This is a genomic window from Scopulibacillus darangshiensis (assembly GCF_004341035.1).
Taxonomy (GTDB): Bacteria; Bacillota; Bacilli; order Bacillales; family Sporolactobacillaceae; genus Scopulibacillus; species Scopulibacillus darangshiensis.
Window position 1 is genome coordinate 42,865 of record NZ_SLXK01000004.1, and the last position, 18,557, is coordinate 61,421.

General features: G+C 43.8%; 15 protein-coding genes. 11 read left to right on the forward strand and 4 right to left on the reverse strand.

Features of this window, described 5'->3' with window-relative positions:
- Nucleotides 1-26: 26 nt before the first annotated feature.
- The gene (locus tag EV207_RS04535) at nucleotides 27-1,547 is read left to right on the forward strand and encodes a 4-hydroxyphenylacetate 3-hydroxylase family protein (protein ID WP_132744351.1); all 1,521 of its coding nucleotides are present in this window, start codon (nucleotides 27-29) and stop codon (nucleotides 1,545-1,547) included.
- 86 nt (nucleotides 1,548-1,633) lie between these two features.
- Here the strand turns inward: EV207_RS04535 and EV207_RS04540 are convergent, their stop codons facing one another.
- From EV207_RS04540 to EV207_RS04550, 3 genes are all read right to left on the reverse strand, one after another.
- Nucleotides 1,634-3,109, reverse strand: a complete 1,476-nt coding sequence (locus EV207_RS04540; protein WP_132744103.1) for a sodium:solute symporter family protein — start codon at nucleotides 3,107-3,109, stop codon at nucleotides 1,634-1,636.
- Nucleotides 3,106-3,306, reverse strand: a complete 201-nt coding sequence (locus EV207_RS04545) for a DUF3311 domain-containing protein (RefSeq protein WP_132744353.1) — start codon at nucleotides 3,304-3,306, stop codon at nucleotides 3,106-3,108. The genes EV207_RS04540 and EV207_RS04545 overlap by 4 nt, the downstream gene beginning before the upstream one ends.
- A 64-nt stretch (nucleotides 3,307-3,370) precedes the next feature.
- Complete coding sequence (locus EV207_RS04550; RefSeq protein WP_132744105.1) at nucleotides 3,371-4,501, reverse strand: M42 family metallopeptidase; 1,131 nt, start codon at nucleotides 4,499-4,501, stop codon at nucleotides 3,371-3,373.
- 255 nt (nucleotides 4,502-4,756) lie between these two features.
- Here EV207_RS04550 and EV207_RS04555 point away from each other — a divergent pair, with 255 nt between their 5' ends.
- The 7 genes from EV207_RS04555 (at nucleotide 4,757) to EV207_RS04585 (ending at nucleotide 11,640) form a co-directional block, all read left to right on the forward strand.
- Nucleotides 4,757-5,407: a GntR family transcriptional regulator gene (locus tag EV207_RS04555; RefSeq protein ID WP_132744107.1), complete on the forward strand. Its 651-nt coding sequence runs from the start codon at nucleotides 4,757-4,759 to the stop codon at nucleotides 5,405-5,407.
- A 103-nt stretch (nucleotides 5,408-5,510) separates the two neighbouring features.
- Nucleotides 5,511-6,446, forward strand: a complete 936-nt coding sequence (gene mdcH / locus EV207_RS04560; protein ID WP_132744109.1) for a malonate decarboxylase subunit epsilon — start codon at nucleotides 5,511-5,513, stop codon at nucleotides 6,444-6,446.
- Between the two features lie 38 nt (nucleotides 6,447-6,484).
- Nucleotides 6,485-8,146: a malonate decarboxylase subunit alpha gene (mdcA, locus tag EV207_RS04565; RefSeq protein ID WP_132744111.1), complete on the forward strand. Its 1,662-nt coding sequence runs from the start codon at nucleotides 6,485-6,487 to the stop codon at nucleotides 8,144-8,146.
- Nucleotides 8,147-8,148: 2 nt separating this feature from the next.
- Complete coding sequence (locus tag EV207_RS04570) at nucleotides 8,149-8,994, forward strand: triphosphoribosyl-dephospho-CoA synthase (RefSeq protein ID WP_132744113.1); 846 nt, start codon at nucleotides 8,149-8,151, stop codon at nucleotides 8,992-8,994.
- 30 nt (nucleotides 8,995-9,024) lie between these two features.
- A complete protein-coding gene (locus EV207_RS04575; protein WP_132744115.1) occupies nucleotides 9,025-9,336 on the forward strand; it encodes a malonate decarboxylase subunit delta in 312 nt (103 codons plus the stop codon).
- Nucleotides 9,317-11,023: a biotin-independent malonate decarboxylase subunit beta gene (gene mdcD / locus EV207_RS04580; RefSeq protein WP_132744117.1), complete on the forward strand. Its 1,707-nt coding sequence runs from the start codon at nucleotides 9,317-9,319 to the stop codon at nucleotides 11,021-11,023. The genes EV207_RS04575 and mdcD overlap by 20 nt, the downstream gene beginning before the upstream one ends.
- Nucleotides 11,014-11,640: a malonate decarboxylase holo-ACP synthase gene (locus tag EV207_RS04585; protein ID WP_132744119.1), complete on the forward strand. Its 627-nt coding sequence runs from the start codon at nucleotides 11,014-11,016 to the stop codon at nucleotides 11,638-11,640. Before mdcD ends, EV207_RS04585 begins: the two co-directional genes overlap by 10 nt.
- A gap of 51 nt (nucleotides 11,641-11,691) precedes the next feature.
- Here the strand turns inward: EV207_RS04585 and EV207_RS04590 are convergent, their stop codons facing one another.
- Nucleotides 11,692-14,517, reverse strand: a complete 2,826-nt coding sequence (locus tag EV207_RS04590; RefSeq protein ID WP_132744121.1) for an AfsR/SARP family transcriptional regulator — start codon at nucleotides 14,515-14,517, stop codon at nucleotides 11,692-11,694.
- 213 nt (nucleotides 14,518-14,730) lie between these two features.
- On the opposite strand from EV207_RS04590, the gene EV207_RS04595 reads away from it, so the two are divergent.
- The 3 genes from EV207_RS04595 to EV207_RS04605 all read left to right on the forward strand — a co-directional run bounded on the left by EV207_RS04595 (nucleotide 14,731) and on the right by EV207_RS04605 (nucleotide 18,524).
- Nucleotides 14,731-16,203: an aldehyde dehydrogenase family protein gene (locus EV207_RS04595; protein ID WP_132744123.1), complete on the forward strand. Its 1,473-nt coding sequence runs from the start codon at nucleotides 14,731-14,733 to the stop codon at nucleotides 16,201-16,203.
- Nucleotides 16,204-16,224: 21 nt separating this feature from the next.
- Nucleotides 16,225-17,604: an aminotransferase family protein gene (locus EV207_RS04600; RefSeq protein WP_132744125.1), complete on the forward strand. Its 1,380-nt coding sequence runs from the start codon at nucleotides 16,225-16,227 to the stop codon at nucleotides 17,602-17,604.
- 92 nt (nucleotides 17,605-17,696) lie between these two features.
- Complete coding sequence (locus EV207_RS04605) at nucleotides 17,697-18,524, forward strand: MoaF C-terminal domain-containing protein (protein ID WP_132744127.1); 828 nt, start codon at nucleotides 17,697-17,699, stop codon at nucleotides 18,522-18,524.
- Nucleotides 18,525-18,557: the final 33 nt, after the last annotated feature.

Consider the following 18,557-nt stretch of genomic DNA (forward strand, 5'->3'; position numbering starts at 1 on the left):
TCATAGGAAGGGTGAAGGTGTTTAATATGATGAATGGCAAAGAGTATTTAGAGAGTTTGAGAGACGGACGGGTTGTTTACTTAAATGGGGAAAAGGTGGAGGATGTCACGGCACATCCAGCTTATCAAAATGCTGCAAGGTCGATTGCCAGATTATATGATGCTTTGCATGATCCGGAAAAAGCGCCGATCCTTACAACTGAAACGGAATATGGCTTTAGAACACATAAGTTTTTTAAAGCATCAACAAGCGCGGAGGAATTATTGGAGGCTAGGGATGCGATGGCTGAGTGGTCCAAATTGAGCTATGGATTTATGGGCCGAACACCGGATTACAAAGCGGCCTTCATCGGTTCTTTAGGACCGTATGCTGACTTTTATAAGGGTTTTGAGGATAATGCCAGAAGGTGGTATAAGAAAGCCCAAAAGGATGTGCCATTTTGCAACCATACGATTGTTAATCCGCAAATGGACCGCGATCAGCCGCTTCACAAAAATAAAGACGTCTTCGTCCGTGCGGTAGAAGAACGGGATGACGGCGTTATTGTAAGCGGTGCCAAAATGGTGGGGACATCTGCTGCGTTGACACACTATAATTTCGTTGCCAATTACTCGCCGGTTGACCTTGGGGAAGGGGATCAAAGCCACGCGTTAATTTTCTTTGTACCAATGAACGCGCCGGGGTTAAAAATCGTCAGCCGCCAATCCTATGAAGAAATAGCGACTAAGCTCGGAACGCCATATGATTATCCGCTTTCAAGCCGTTTTGATGAAAATGACGCTGTTATCGTTCTAGACAATGTATTTATCCCATGGGAGGATATTCTTACTTATAAGAATGTCGATGTAGCCAATGGCTTCAGACCGAAGACTGGCTGGGTGAACCGTTACACGTTCCAGGGTTGCACCCGTTTCGCTGTCAAACTTGATTTCATGGTTGGTTTGCTTCTTAAAGCAACTGAAATGGCCGGGACAAATCGGTTTCGAGGTGTGCAAGCCAACATCGGCGAAGTGATGTCTTGGAGAAATATGTTCTGGGCCATTTCAACGGCAATGGCTACTAATCCTGAAAAAGGGGCGAACGGCTGCGTCTTGCCAAACGGCACCTATGCCACAGCATACCGTGTTTTCGCGCCAATGGTTTGGCCGAAAATAAAAGAAATCTTTGAACAGGTCGCAGCAGGGGGACTGATCCAGCTGCCATCAAGCGCCAAAGACTTCTTGAATCCCGAACTTCGTCCTTATTTGGATCAATATTATAAAGGCTCAGGCGGTGTCAGCGCCGAGGAGCGCGTTAAAGTTATGAAACTCATTTGGGATGCGATCGGAACCGAATTCGGCGGCCGCAATGAGTTGTATGAAATCAACTACGCTGGCAATCACGAAGGCATCCGCCTTGACACCCTAAAATTCGCTGATAACTCGGGCCAAACCGACAAATTTAAAGACTTTGTTGACCAAGCCTTAAGCGATTATGATCTGTCAGGGTGGACATCAGAAGATTGGATTAATCCTGAAAAAGATCAGGTAAAGGCGGTGCGCAACTAATTTTTTGCAAAGGGCTTCCGGTTAATTAGGAAGCCCTTTATTACATGGGGGAATCGCCAGTTTTATAAAAAGATATTCTTTGAATGTTAAGTAGACTGGGTTTCTCCTTTTACATTGCTAGAAGCAGCTAGGTTTTTGGTCAATAGACTGACCAATAGCATAACGGCAATGTTTAAAATTAAGGCAATCATGCCGATGCTCAAGTCTTTCATGACCTGCGGCAAAAATGGGAATAGGGATCCCATTGTTGTTCCTGTAAGATTAATGATGGCTACGAGGAGTACTCCGACAATCATGCCCGCTGCTGCCCCGTATTTTGTAACAATGCCTTTCTTCATAAAGCTAAAGACAACAGGGGGGAGCAGTTGGGCAATAAAGTCATATGCCAGCAAAAGCAGCACGACAATTCCTTGTCCGCCGTTCAGGGTAAAATAAACACAAACAAGCGCAATAATAGGAATCAGGATCTTTGATAGATTTGAAATCTGTTTATCAGTAGTCTTAGGGAAAAGGACTTTATATACGTTTCTTGACAGCGAAGTAGAGGAATTGATTAATAGCATTGAGCCGGGCACCAAGGCCGTCAGCAATCCGGCTGATCCGATTAGGCCAACAAACCAGGGGTCAAAAGTATTTTTTGACATTGTCAATAATGTGAGGTCTGGATTATCCAAATTCGGGACTTGTAAAATAGCTGCGGTTCCAACAAAAAATATGAACAAGATCATTAACGTATACAATGGGTTGATAATGGCGTTCTTCCTGATCGTTTTTGCGCTTTTTGCAGCATAACTCGCCGCAAATATATGAGGCCAAGTGAAACTGCCTAATACCGTAACAATGACAGTGGAAATGAACCAGGACAGACTTAACCCTTTATCAGGAAGCACAAGGAATCCCGGCTTTGCTTCTTGAACAGTTCTGAACATGTCGCCTATACCGCCATAGTAATGAATGGGGATATATATCCCGATAAATAGAACGATGCCGAATATCATGATATCCTTGATCACAGCAGTCCATGCCGAGCCGTGAATCCCGGAGATCATAACATAAATGGTTACAACAATGGCACCAATCCAAATGGCAAGTGTGGACGAGATGGCGCCATAGGATGCCACTGAAACAATAAGCCCCAGCCCCTTTAATTGAAGGACAATGTAAGGAATCATTGACACAACAGCAATAACAGATGCAAGGACACCCAAATATGGGCTGTTAAACTTTTTGGAAAAAAAGTCAGATTGTGAAACTAATTTGTGTTCTTTTCCATATTTCCATACTGCAGGATACAGCCAATACATGATGACATAATATAAACTCAAATAAGCGAGTATATATAAGGAAGGCCCGCCTTTATCGTATGCCCAGGAGCTGGCACCGAGGAAAGTAAAGGTGGTATAGGCTTCACCCGCCATTAATAGGAAGACGAAGACCGTACCAAAACTTCGCCCTCCAACCGCCCATTCCTCCAAGTCCATTTTTTTCCCCTTTTTCGATTGAATCCCTAAATAAAGTGCCAGCAACAGAAATCCGAGGATAATGTAAATCGCAGCGTTCATTTAGAGTTAACCTCCTTGTTGCGGGGATCCAGTTTGTAAATAACGCCTATCACGACACTGGTAAGGATCACCCACAAAGCCATCCAAAACATGATAAATGGCATGCCTAACACCAAAGGTTCTACTTTATTTGCCAACGGCAGAAATCCCAACATGCCGATAAAGGGAATAAAACTAAGAAAATAGATAAGCTTCACCATTTGCCCTCCTAATGAAGATCGTTTTCCTTATTAATGTCCCGGATTGTATGCGCTCTCAATTTTAAATAAAATCCAAACTCTTATTCCCGTTGTCGCTAACAATCCCCTTTACAATTTTCAATACACCCTCGGCATCATTTAAATGGACGAGCTCAACAGGGGAATGTGAGTATCTCCTTGGTGTGGCTACGACGCCTAATGGCATGCCTTTGCCGGCCAAATTAAAATTGGCGGCATCTGTCACATATGCATCACCATTTAATGTAAGATATTGAACAGGTACATCTGCGTTTTCTGATTGTTCTTCAATCATTTCCCTAACTTTAGGGTGAATATAGGTGAAGAATCCCTCACCGCGAACACCATCCGATATAGGACAGGCTGGGCCTTTGCCAAGATAAACAGGAAGGTTCTTCTCAGTATTAATATCAGGTGTGTCACCTGCAGGTATGGTATCCAAAACAATGGCATAATCCGGTTCAATCACGTTGCCGATCATTGATGCTCCCCGGAGGCCGACTTCTTCCTGAACAGTGACAACACCATATAACGTTCCGGAAAAATCCGAAGCTTTAACTTGATTGAACAATTCTAATAAAATAGCGCAATTGATTCTGTTATCTACGGATTTGGTAGATATAAGATCTTTATCATGCATTTCCATAAAGTCACTTTGGAAAACAATCGCGTCGCCAATTTTGATTCCCATTTCTTCTGCTTGCATTTTGGTAAAGGCGCCAACGTCAATGTAACAATCCTGTGCGGACTTTACCTGCTTGCTTTCTTCTGAGGTTTGCAGATGCCCAGCCTTAATTCCAATAATTCCGGGTATTTTCTTGTTGGTTATCCACACTTTTCTGCCTTGCAGAAGCTGATCGGAAACGCCGCCTATCTTATCAAAAATGATATAGCCATCGGGAAGAATATTTTTAACACAAAAACCAATTTCATCAGAATGCGCTGATACCATAATCTTAGGTCCGGGTGCGATCCCATGTTTGACGGCGATAATGTTGCCGCTGTGATCAACCTTAACCTCGTCTGAAATGGGAGACAGACTTTCTTTTAAATATTTCACAACTTCTTGTTCCGAACCGGAAACACCAACTAGGCTTACTAAATGTCTAAGTTGTTCCCTAATTCTTTCCTTTGCGGTACCGGCCTCTTTTGTTAATGTCTTTGAATGGCTCATAATTCCAACTCCTTTAAATGATTGAATATTGTCAACTGTCGACAATTACTATTTTCAATTATAATTAAATTAAATATAATTGCAATAACTAATTAAAATATTTTGTATCTTCGAAATACATCCTTTAAAATTGACATGAGTTAATCATTATAAATATAAAGGTGATAGGGTTTATTTTCTTTATTGAAAAAGTTGAGTTATTATTTACAGTAAGAGGGTAACTTGGGCACATTCGTTTTATCAGGGGGCTTAAAAATGACTCAAATAGATTTAAGTAACAATTCATTATCAAATCAGATTGCAGAACGAATTACGGAACAAATAATTAAGGGAGAATTGAAACCAGGAGACAAGTTAGTTGAAAGCATGTATGCGGAGGAATTCGGTATTAGCAGAGCCCCAATCAGAGAAGCCTTTCTCTTGTTAACAATTGAGGGGCTGGTTGAAAAAATCCCCAGAAAAGGCACGGTAGTGAAAGGCTACACTGAACTTGAGATTTATGATTTATTAAAAATTCGCATGAACCTTGAGTCATTAGCGGTCGAACGAATCACAGAGCAAGGTGCTGATTCAGCCATTATTAGTAAAATGGAGGATCTATTGAAGTTAATGCAGAATGAAAAGGGAACGAGTCATTATGCACGCTTAAATCAATCGTTTCACCAATGTATTATTGAAATGAGTAAAAGCAAAGTCATTAAGGATATGTATGCAAGACTCGGACTCCCCCTTTTATCAATACAGCATGTTTCCTTCTCAAGAGAAGGCAATATTGAAAAATCCATTAAAGAGCATTCACTATTGATCAATTACCTAAAGAATAATCAAATGACAAAGTTGTCAGAGCTATTATATAAACATAATAATGATGTTCTTATTGGCATTAAAGAGAAGTTACATAATTAGCTGGTTCTATGATGTGTGTATAGAAAAATGGCCGAAACTATTGAAATAGGAGGATAGTGAGGTTAATATTAAATTGTCGACAATCGACGAAGGGGTTAGATCCATGAGTACCGCTTTTCTTTTTCCCGGGCAAGGTTCCCAGCAGCCAAATATGCTGCACAATTTGCCTGATCATACGGCAGTAAAAGAAACACTTGAGGAAGCATGTGATCTTCTGAGTGAAGATGTGCTCTTAATGGACACTGAAGAGAGGCTGCAGTCGACGATCACGGTTCAAATGTCTTTGCTAATTGCCGGTGTCGCGGCTGTAAGGGCTTTGAAGGCTGAGGGGGTCACGCCGGATTTGGTTGCCGGTCATTCTATAGGAGCATTTGGCGCCGCTGTTTGTGCTGGTGTGATGGATTTTAAAGAAGCATTATCTATTGTGAAGCTGCGCGGGGAACTCATGGAGAGGGCTTTTCCGAGCGGGTATGGCATGGGTGTCGTTCTTGGACTTAATGAAAGTCGGCTAGCTTCTATTATAGAAAAGTACTCAAGCTTGGAAGATCCAGTTTATCTGGCAAATATTAATTCACCGGATCAAATTGTTATCTCAGGAGCGATTTCAGGGATCGAGAAGGTCTTAAAGTCCGTGCATTCAAACGGTGCCCGAAAAGCGAAGATTTTGGATGTCAGTGTACCGTCGCATTGTAAATTGCTGAAGTCTGTATCGGAGGAGCTTTCGGCACGACTAAGAGGGGTTAATAGTAAACAACCGGCTGTACCTTATGCTGGAAACCGAAATGCCCGTCCCTTGCGTGACAAGACGGAAATTATAAAAGATTTGACTTTGAGTATTTCACATCCTGTCCGGTGGCATGATGCAACATCAGTCCTTTATGAATTAGGGGCGCGATTGTTTATTGAGATGCCATCTGGGCATGTGTTATCAGACTTGGCAAAAAGCGCGTTTCCGTATGCCCGCACGTTTGCCCTTTCAGAAGGAAGTATCACATCCGCAGTCATTTTATATGATCGAGAAAAAGGAACGAATGGGTAAAATGTTGAACCCTACACTTAATGAAAGGGGAAAATACTATGAGTCAATCGAACACATGCGGAAGCGCAACGCGTTCATGGACAACGCGCCGCGATGCAAAGCAGAAGCGTTTGCAAAAGGTAAAGGGATTAGCTGATGGGTGCATTATACCGACCGAAAAATGTGTTGAAGCACTTGAGAAGTTGATTTCACCTGGTGATCGGGTGGTGCTGGAAGGTGATAATCAGAAGCAGGCTTCCTTTCTTTCTACATCACTTACCCAGGTGGATCCAAATAAAATCAATATGTTGCATATGATTATGTCAAGTATTTCGCGTCCGGAACATCTAAGTATTTTTGAACAAGGCATAGCGGAAAAAATCGACTTTTCCTACGCAGGGCCCCAAAGCCTTCGCATCGCGCAAATGATTGAGGATGGAACGTTGAAGATGGGTGGCATTCATACTTATCTTGAGCTGTTTGGCCGGCTGTTCGTTGATTTAATCCCCAATGTAGCCTTAGTTGCTGCCGATAAGGCGGACACGGAGGGGAATTTATATACAGGACCTAATACAGAAGAAACACCGGCCATTGTTGAAGCGACAGCTTTCCGGGACGGCATTGTCATCGTTCAAGTAAATGAGTTAGTGGATGACTTGCCGCGGATTGATATTCCTGGATCTTGGGTCGATTTTGTCATAGAAGCGGACAAACCCTACCAATTGGAAGCTTTATTCACCCGTGACCCCCGGCACATTACAGAAATTCAGATTTTGATGGCGATGATGGCAATCCGGGGTGTTTACGAGAAGCATCACGTGCAGTCTCTGAACCATGGTATCGGATTTAACACCGCCGCGATTGAATTATTGCTCCCCACCTATGGTGAATCGCTCGGATTAAAGGGTGACATTTGCAAGCACTGGACGCTCAACCCTCATCCGACACTGATTCCCGCGATTGAAAGCGGCTGGATAGACAGTGTTCATTGCTTCGGGGGTGAAGTAGGGATGGAGAAATATGTTGCGGCACGTCCCGATGTCTTCTTTACGGGCCGGGATGGCAGCCTTCGATCTAACCGGGCGATGTCACAAGTTGCAGGTCAATATGCGGTCGATCTCTTTATCGGATCAACACTGCAAATGGATAGTAACGGCAATTCCTCAACAGTGACTTCCGGCCGGCTGTCTGGTTTCGGAGGGGCGCCGAATATGGGGCATGATCCCCGCGGCCGCCGTCATTCGACGCCTGCATGGCTTGATATGATTACGGAAGACGATCCGCTCGCCCGAGGAAAAAAGCTGGTGGTGCAGATGGTTGAGACATACCAAGCCGGAAATGTGCCTGTATTTGTCGAATCTCTTGATGCTATTAAAGTTGGTAAAGAAGCGGAACTATCCACCGCTCCTGTCATGATATATGGCGATGACGTCACACATATCATAACGGAAGAAGGTGTGGCCTATCTTTATAAAGCGCAAAGCTTAGAAGAACGCCGTCAGGCAATCGCCGCCGTCGCTGGAGTCACACCAATTGGCTTAAAGAGCAGTCCTAAACAAACAGAAACTTTGCGCCGAAAAGGGCTTGTCGCCCTCCCTCAAGATCTCAGTATCCGACGGACAGACGCCAAACGATCACTTCTGGCCGCAAAAAGTGTTGAAGATCTCGTTGATTGGTCAGGTGGTTTATATAACCCCCCGGCTAAGTTCAGAAGCTGGTAATTATGAAGGTCATCAATGATCAAAGAACAAACGAGGCAGCTCTAAGTGAATATTTCGCTGAAAAGGCAGTTAAAGCTCTAATTGAAGAAGCCGAACTGACACCTAAGCCCGGTCTTGTTGATCAAAATAACTCCGGATCTCATCATGATCTGAATATCGATTTGATGATTCGTTCTGCGAAGTCACTGCACGACACGTTTGCCGAAATAGGCCGCATATCGTTTAAAAGAGTGCCCGACCAATCGCTTCGCGAGGATATAGCAGCTATTGGACGTCATGGTGAGAACGTTATGTTTCAAGCCACGGGCGGAACGAATACGCATAAGGGCGCAATCTGGGCAATGGGACTGCTGACCTCAAGCGCCGCTATTCATCCATTAGGGACAACGCCGGAAAGAATCGCTGTTACAGCTGGTAAGATTGCCCGGTTTGCCGACCGGTTCGCACCGAAAAAAGCAACACATGGCACGGTCATTCAACAGCGTTTTGGTGCCCCTGGAGCAAGGGGGGAAGCGGAGCTTGGTTTCCCGCATGTGGTTGGGGCAGCTTTGCCAGCTTTATATGATGCAAGGAACAAAGGCATTCCTGAACCACTGGCGCGGATCGACACGCTTATTACTATCATTAGCCGACTTGATGATACATGTCTCTTGCATCGCGGCGGAATGGACGCCTTAAAGGCAGCAAAAGAAGGCGCAAAAACAATTCTTGATAAAGGCGGCTCATCGACTCAGGCCGGTTGGCGTTCCCTTCAGCAATTAGATGCCGTTTTAATTGAGCACAATGCTTCACCGGGAGGGAGTGCTGACCTCCTTGCTGCTGCATTATTTCTCGATAGTTTGCCATAAGCATTTTAAAATGTGATGGAGGGATCGGAATTGGAAACATTACACTATGAATATCAAGGAAACAAACCGCTTGAAAGAAGAGCCCATGTCGGTGTGGTGGCTTCGGGTGATCTGGAAATTTTGTTTGAACCGAGTGACGACTTGAGTACAAAAGTAAAGATAAGAACCGGAAGTGAAGGTTTTGCGGAAATATGGAAAAAAGTATTAGACCGCTTTTTCGCGATGAATGATGTCGCAGCCAGGATCGAGATTAATGACTTTGGCGCCACGCCCGGCGTTGTATCGATGCGGCTTGCACAGGCGTTGGAGGTGAGTCGGGATCATGAAAATAACGAAAAATAGTTTTATAGAACTTAACGGTCGTGAACGGGCTTACGCAGTGTTAGATAAAGGAACATTCAGGGAGCTATTAGGCCCCTTTGACCGGATGAAATCTCCTCATTTGGAGCCGCAAGGGATTGTCCCGGAAAATGACGATGGCATCATTGTTGCGCGCGGCACAATTGACGGAGAATCCGCTGTTGTAATCTCTATAGAGGGTTGTTTTCAAGGCGGAGGCATAGGGGAAGTGTCCGGTGCCAAAATTGCCGGGGCATTTGAACTTGCACTTCGGGATAACGAAAATGGGACAAAAACAAGACCCGTTTTATTGTTTAATACTGGGGGCGTCCGTCTGCAGGAAGCTAACTACGGCTTGCTTTCCATCGCTGAAATTTGCGCGGCGGTTGTCGCACTCCGCCAATATGTTCCAGTTGTCGGCGTCATACCCGGTATGATCGGCTCTTTCGGAGGTATGTCAATTACCGCCGGGCTGTTCAGCACACTTATTATTACCCGGGAAGGCCGCTTAGGGCTAAACGGCCCTGAAGTGATTGAACAAGAAGCCGGTGTGGAGGAATTTGACTCAAGGGATCGCAAGCTTATATACCAGACCATTGGCGGGACGCAGCGTCATGCTGCTGGGTTTGTTGATGTCCTAGCAGAAGATGAAAGTGATGAGATAACTCAGGCTGTCCAAGCCGCTTTTGAAAGAGGGTTGCAAGCTGCACCGCGCAGTTCACAAGTTAACCGTTATCTTAAACTTTTAAAAGCAGTCAACCCATCCAAGCCATTTGGTCCCGAAGATTTAAGGGCATTATGGAAAAAGGCAGAGGGGTCTAATGCGGAAATCGATGCCCATCAGTCAACATCAGCCACATCGACAGAAGCGAATCATACATCTAAAAACAGGGGGCGAAAATGGTTTGAAGCCTTAACTGGCATTGCGAACCCAACAAAAAGTGATGTGCCATCTGTTCTTTCAGCGGATGGCACCTTGGGCAATGAACGGGTCCGCTATATTGCAGTCGTTCCAAATCCCAAGAACCGATTTCCACGGGCCCGTGGCGGCGAAGTAGGGTTAGAGGAAGGTTGGTCGATCGCAAAATTCGTCAGAGATGCCATTGAAGAAGACCATGACGGCAGTCGCCGCGCCATCGTTGCTATTGTTGATACGCCAAGCCAAGCATACGGTTATAAGGAAGAATTATTAGGCATCCATCAGTCTTGTGCAGGGGCAGCGGATGCTTATGCCGCCGCGCGATTAGCTGGCCACCCGGTTATTGCATTGATTGTTGGCAACGCCATCTCAGGCGCCTTTCTGTCGCACGGTCTGCAGTCAAACCGTATCCTCGCGCTTAATGATGAAGGTGTCAACGTTCAAGCGATGTCTAAGGAATCCGCAGCGAGAGTCACACGCCGAACGATTGATGAACTTGAAGAGGCCACAAAGAAGGTACCGGCAATGGCCTATGATATCCGTTCGTTTGCGACGTTAGGTGCATTGCATGAGCTCATTGATGGGGTGAATGCTGATGATCCGCGGGAAAAGGACATCAAGGTGATTGTTGATAAACTATTAGGTGCTATTGCCGACACCCGTTCCGGATCGAACGATTTGCAAAATCGCTTGACCTCCTATGAAGCGTGCCATGGCGGACGCCTGGCATCGATTGACGTCCGGGAGAAGTTAAAAGACCAATGGAATTAATGCCGCATAATATATTGCAATTTAAGCATAAGGAGGACTTGGTCAGCGACTTAGAGCTTCCTGAATGGTCAGCTGAATCAATTGACCATGCACCCTTTGCGGTTATTCGCCGGGCACCTTTTAAGGAAAATCTGGTGCCAGTTGGCATACGGGGGAAAGAAAGAAACCAGCGCTTTGCTTCCTACTTGCCAATAGATAAGATTAAAACCTGCATTTCACCTCTGCGACTTGCTAAGGAGAAAGCTTGGAACAAAAACATTAGGATAGATGCTATAAAGGCATTAAGCGTTCTTCCCGCGCTTGACGGTATTATAAGTGCTTACGGCATGCCGTGGGGGCCAACTGGCAGTATCGGGTTCGAACTTGCAACCGGAATGCCTGCCGCAAAAGAGACAAGTGACCTTGATGCTATTGTCTGCCTTCCACAGGAGCTTCCACGGAAGAAAGCGAAAAGGCTGGCGGAAGAACTCAACGCATTGCCTGTGCCGGTTGACGTCCAGATTATGACGCCATTTGGCGGAGTGGCGCTGATGGAATATGCAAGGGGGGACAAACCGCTCATTATGAAAACAAATAACGGCCCCAAGTTTGTTGAAGATCCTTGGAGCGAAAAATGAGCCAGCAAATAAGCACCGTTCGGCATCCCGAACGGTGTGTTTTAATGAGTTTTATATTGTTATCTCGCAACGAAATGTTGAAAACAGCTTAAGCAGATGATCTTGTACCTTAATTCCCAGTTCCTTTTCTAAGTATTTAATCATTTCGTTGGCAACAGTGTTCGCCTTAGAGTGTAAATTTTGTTCCAGCAGCAATTCGATATATTCAAGGTAGGTTTGCTCGTGGTAAGGATCATTGTTTAGAATCTTTTCTAAGTGTCCAAAGCACTTGAAATATTCTCCTTGTGCTCGGTAATGCTGAGCTAGTAATCGATTGTTTTTTATGAATAAAAAGCGCATTTTCTTACGTTCCGATTCAAGAAAAGCGTCATATGGGTATTCTTCAAAATAATCCCCTTGATATAATTGATCTGCTTTAAAAAGTTTTTCGCTAGCGTCACCCCGTCCTTCCATTTCGCTGCCGCTAAGCTGCAAAAACTCCTCTGCATCAAGGTAAACCCTTTCTGTATCAAAATAATAGTGATCGCCGACACGCGTAATAAATTTGGAATGTGCTCCCGATTTCAGTTCAGGTTCCAATGATTTCCGCAGCGTAGACAGCGAAACATGGAACTGATTCTGAATGGCATCCGGCGAACCGTCCGGGAACACGGCATCAAGCAATATATCTTTATTAATCTTTTTATCCCTGTGTGTAATAAAATATTGCAGCAGGCGAAGACTGGACTTTCTTTTTATTGTTACGGGTTTGTTTTGATAAGCGATTTGAAAACTGCCGAGCACATGTATTACCAATGGCTGATTTGGCTCATCTCCTGCCGAAGCGGTTCCCTTCAGTTTCTTTTTATTTACCAGCCACTCATAGCCTTTATCTTCACAGATTTGCTGCCATTCCGTATGTTTTTGGGCTTCCCGCTTTCGGTCCCCTTTTCTTTGATATAAGTCTATTTGCGAACGGACGACCATACACCGATAATATGAAAAAAGAGAAAAGGCATGAAGAGCTTTCATCAGGCAATGTTCTGCATCCTCCCATTGCTGATGATCCAGAAAGCTTTGAGCAAGCTCTAAATTAGACCAGCCAATATCAAAATCACTATTGTAATTTTGGGCTAAGCCGGCCGCTTTCTTTCCCCATGTGATGGATTGCCGTAAATCTCCCTTCACACGCAACATTCTGGACATTGTCGTATACACAAACACTTGCGATGAAAGATCATATTTATTAGCTATTTGCAAGGCCTGTTCAATATAACGTTCTGCTTCGTCGACTTTCTTTTCATCGAGATAAATCGTCGCGATTGTATCGAGTGCATGAAGCTGTGTATGTTTAATATGATGTTTTTCCGAAATGAACAATGATTCTCGGACAGACCGAAGCGCCGCTTGCGGGTTCCCTAAATATCTGTCAATTTCGGCAAGAAGGGTTAAGTTTAAAGCTGCAATCGGATAGTCATGAAATTTCTTCGACCCCTCTAATGATTCAGAAAAGAGTTTCTTAGCTACAGTAATATCTCCCCGCATAAATAAAATCGTAGCCAGTCGATGCTGCATGCTGCAAAGCCATAATAAGTTCTTTCTTTCTTTTAATCTAGAAACTTCCCGTTCAAAGGATACAATTAAATCTTTTACTATCGATAATGGGATACAGCGAATTAAAAATAAGGTGTTATTGGCTAAAGACAGCCCTGGTGATATTTCTTCCAGCCATCCGTCTAAAAAAATGATTAATTCCACAGGATTATATCGGTTTCTGATCATTTCCATCACTTTCGCCGCGTTTGGATAATCTTTTCCTATTATAAAGTATGCGAAGGCATGGACATATTGATCCATCTCCAAATAAATTTCAGCGAGCATCAGATGGTCTTTTGTAACCGAGGCATTTCCAAATTGCTCCTTCGCCTTTTGATAAAGAAATCGGCGGAAAAGCCGGTGATAGCGAATCGTCCCTTGTTCATCACGATATATGAATAAATGTTGTGTTAAAAGGTAGTTTATGATTTTCTCTGAGTGGTCTATTCCTAAAAAGTTGTCGATGATACTTGGATCCAATTCGGACATTAAGCTGGTTTTATAAAGAAATGATTTAATTTCCTCTGATTGGGTTTCAAGTACTTCCAAAGAAAGATAATCATAAATATCCGAAACGTTTGGGAACTTTGCCCAAAAGAATTCGCGTTCGCTTTTGCTCATATTACCGATAATTCCAAGAATAAGCTGGTAACTGGCAACCCATCCTTCGGTTGTTTCATGAATGAATTGTATTTCATGGTTCTCTAGATTCAAATGGTGAGCGGCATTGAAAAACTTATCCGTTTCACTAGGTGTAAAAGCTAAATCAGAGGAATGGCATTCAATATATCGCCGCCGCATTTTTACTAGAGGCAGGTTTGGACGCACCCTGCTTATTATTATAAAGGTTACTTCTGGGGAGGCATGTAACAGCATCTTTCTAATAATCGGCTTAATTTCGGGACTTTGATCAACCCATTGGTAGTCATCCAGAACGATAAATAGGGGTTTTATCCTTTTTGATAAAAGCGAAACGAGATTATCAAGTTCCTTATCTGCATCATTTGGTTGTATGGAACCAGGCGGCAAATAGTCATCATTTATTAAATTGCAAATGCCGGTTTTTAAATAGGTAAGAAAAATATGTGAATAGCGATCCGTACTTTCCAATTGGTACCATACGGTCGGAATGCTTTTCTCATGAATATAACTTGAGATGAGTGTGGTCTTTCCATAACCGCTATCACCTGATATTGAGATAACGGTTGCCTGGCCGTTGTTATCCAGTTTAGAAAATAATCGGTTTCTTTTGAGATATGGCATGTAGTGAGGGATGGTCAGTTTGGACTGATTAATTTCCATGTTGCACCTCCACTTTTCAGATGGGACAAGTATCAATTAATAAAATGTTAACCGATTACATCGGCAATGAAAAGCAATTTGTAAGAAACAATTCGTATTTTGTAAGAATTCTGTAAGTGGGTTACTTTAAGATTCTATGTAAATTAAACATTTGAAAGATTCCAATGTTGTTTGAGTTTATTTTAGGTTTGATGTTATGAAAGGGGTTCCAAGATGAGTAAAGATTACAAGCTATTTATTGATGGCCAATGGGTTCGGGCCGGATCAGGAAAGACGTTTGAATCGATCAATCCCAGTACTGGAGAAAGCAATGGGTCGATTTCCGAAGGAGATAAGGAGGACATAGATCGGGCGGTAAAAGCTGCCCGCAAGGCATTTGAATCTGGGCCTTGGCGAGACATGGCTCCTAGTGACCGAGGCAGGCTGTTAAATCGGGCCGCTCAAAAAATGTGGGAGAATGCCGATTTTCTTGCTGAAGTGGAGTCAAGCGACAGCGGTTTGCTGATTAATGAAACAAAAAACATTGCGATACCCGGAACGATTGACGTCTTAGAGTTCTACGCCGGGCTGGCCAATAAAGTGCAAGGGGACACACTCGCCTCCCCCGGCAATCGCTTGAACTATACATTGAAGGAGCCAATAGGGGTTATTGGAGCGATCGTTCCATGGAATTTCCCGCTCATGTTGACGATGTGGAAGCTGGCTCCTGCGCTTGCTGCGGGGAATACGATCGTTATCAAGCCTGCTGAACAGACACCGATCAGTATTCTTGAATTAGTCAAGCTATTCCAAGAGGTTGGTATCCCTGATGGTGTCATTAATGTTGTCCCTGGCTTCGGACAAAAGGCGGGCAATGCCTTAGCCTCTCACCCGGGTGTTGATAAAATTGCCTTTACGGGTTCTACGAAAACAGGCCGATTGATTATGCAGTCAGCTGCCCAAAATTTAAAACCAGTGTCATTAGAACTCGGCGGAAAGTCGCCTAATATCGTATTTGAAGATGCAAATCTTGAGAGCGCGGTGAACGGGGCGATGTTTGGCATTTATTTCGCTCAAGGACAAGTATGTGCAGCCGGGTCTCGATTATTTGTCCAGGATGCCATCTATGACAAGTTTATGGATCTCTTCTTGAAGAAAGTCCAGTCACTGCGTGTCGGGTCTTCACTTGATAGCACGACACAAATGGGCCCGCAGGTTTCTGAACAACAATTAAAGACCATTGAACGTTACGTTGCGGCGGGCTTAGATGAAGGGGCGAGCTTATTGACAGGCGGCAAACGAAAAGAAGGAGCAGGCAACGGTTATTTTTACACACCGACCATTTTTGAAGACGTCACAAATCAAATGACCATCGCCCGTGAAGAAATTTTCGGACCCGTCGTCTCAGTCATTCGTTTTAGAGATGAAGAGGATGCTTTGGCTAAAGCCAATGATACGATTTACGGTTTAGCCTCAGGTGTTTGGACGAATGATATCAAGCGAGGTCACCGCATGGCACGGCACCTAAAGGCTGGCACAGTCTATATCAATACGTACAGTATGCTTGACAGCGCAGCACCCTTCGGGGGAACGAAGCAAAGCGGATTCGGAAGAGAGCTAGGTATTCAAGCAATGGATATGTACACACAAACGAAGCATGTATGGGTTGATCTGAGCGAACAAGGCTTGAACTGGTATGGATTATAAAAAAATAGGAGGATTTATATTATGAGTGAAAAGGTATCTATCAAAAAAACAAAAATGGAATCGCTGTCTGAGCTAGACAGAAAGCATTATTTGCATCCGACAACACCGGCAAAAATGCATTTTGAACAAGGCCCGTCAATTATTGTCTCGGAAGGTAAAGGAATAAATATAAAGGACGTGAAAGGCGATGAGTATATCGATGCCATGTCCATGCTTTGGAACGTGAATTTAGGCCATGGCCAAAAGGAATTGGCGGATGCCGCACAAGAACAGATGATGAAGCTGGCATACAGTTCGTCATTTTTCGGTAATTCACATGAAACAGCTATTCAATTGGCCGAAAAGTTGGCTTCACTGACACCTGATGATTTGAATGTTGTGTTCTACACCTCTGGCGGATCAGAATCAAACGACACGGCTTTTAAATTATCAAGGTATTACTGGCAAATTAAAGGTCAGCCCGAGCGGACAAAAATCATTGGATTAGAGCGGGCCTACCACGGTGTAACTATGGGTGCGACAAGTGCCACTGGCGTGCGTGAGTTCCAAAACTTTGTTAATGCCAAAGCGCCTGATTTCTTCCATGCCAAAGCCCATCAAACGAACTGTGAATTAGGCGATAAAAGCGACCCAAACTATGAAGGCTGTATAAGGGATATTGTTGAAAAAGAAGGGCCAGACACGATTGCGGCGGTCATCTTAGAACCCGTTCAAGGAGCGGGCGGGGTTCTCTTTCCGCCTGAAGGGTACATGCAAGCTGTAAGAAAACTTTGTGATGAATTTGGCATTTTGATGATAACGGATGAGGTTATAACCGGCTTTGGACGGACAGGAAAAATGTTCGGCGTCAATAATTGGGATGTTGTGCCTGACATGATGACCGTGGCAAAAGGGATAACAAGCGGCTACTCGCAATTAGGCGCTGTTATCATGAAAGAAAAAATCAGAGATGAAATTGTGAAAACAGACGATGTCTTGTTCCACGGCTTTACCTACAGCGGTCATCCTACCGCCTGCGCTGTTGCTTTGAAAAACCTTGAAATTCTTGAAAGGGATAACCTTGTTGTCAATGCCAAAAATATGGAGAAAGTACTGAAAGACGGAATGGCATTTCTAGAAGAAAAACATTCTATTGTGACAAAAACAAGAGCTTTAGGCCTTTTAGGTGCGTTTGAGCTTTATGAGGACCCTGCGAGCGGTAAGCCGTTCGATCCTTCCATTGCCGCTGCACATAAGGTTGTTGATGAATGCTTTAAGCGGAAACTCATCCTCCGAACAGCAGAATGGGATGGCGATAATATCGTTGCCATTGCGCCGGCACTTATTGTTAATAAGCAAGAGATTGAGAACATCATTAGTATTTTGGATGAATCGATCACTGCTTTTGAAATGACTTTATAATATAAAAGCTAGTATGTAAAAAAGGGTGGAGGAAGTAAAGGCTTCCTTTCCTCCTATTTTCAACATTAAAGGCGAGAGGAGAATGTGCCGTTATGGGAGTTAAAGATAAAGACTTTATTAGTGTTGGCGAGCTTTCTGTTGGATTCAGCGAAAATATGATGCAACCGACAAACAGACTAGTTGGCAAAGATTTCTCTCTTTATTCGGAAGGCGGCAAAAAGTATAGGTTATCTGTCGTTGATATCGAAACGCTGAAATGTGTGATTGAAGATGGGGACAATGAAGAGAAAGTCATTTGCGCCTATACAGCGGTTATGCCGAGGGAAGATATTTATTTTATTGATTTCATTGTTTCATATGGTGAGACGACTTCAATGTCTATTGTCCTTGATTACCGCAAAAAGATGGCTACTGTCATTTCTAGCATTCTTCCAGCAGCAGATGAGCTTTCCATCCCAATCATTGAACGGGCCAAACAGGGGAAGCCGCTGACATCAGTTAATGTTTCAATTGAACATGCGTCAATGGACAGTCCCTGGACTGAGTACACCCCCAAGCACGAGCCGACAAGCGATTTAATCGGAAAGACGATTGAATTTGTTTATAGTTCCAAGGATGCCTATCAGCACACTTATTTAAATGAGGATTCATATACTTGGCATTGCATAGCCGGGAATGAAAAAGGTTTGTGTGACACGGATCAGTGTTTCTATTATAAGCTTGATGATAAATTATATTTATTTATCTGGCTGGAAAAAGTTATTCCAACTGCAGGTATTGTTATTGAAGATCTTGATGTTATGCGTTCTTATGGGAAAATCTACGGCTATGAGAGCCATCAAGTTGGCCGTGTGTCAAACTTCCCCGTTGGATCATATGCGAAGATAATTAACAAAGTGAGCAGCAATCGTCAATTATAGGCAGATTGCTAAAAATTTTTTATCTGTTAGGGG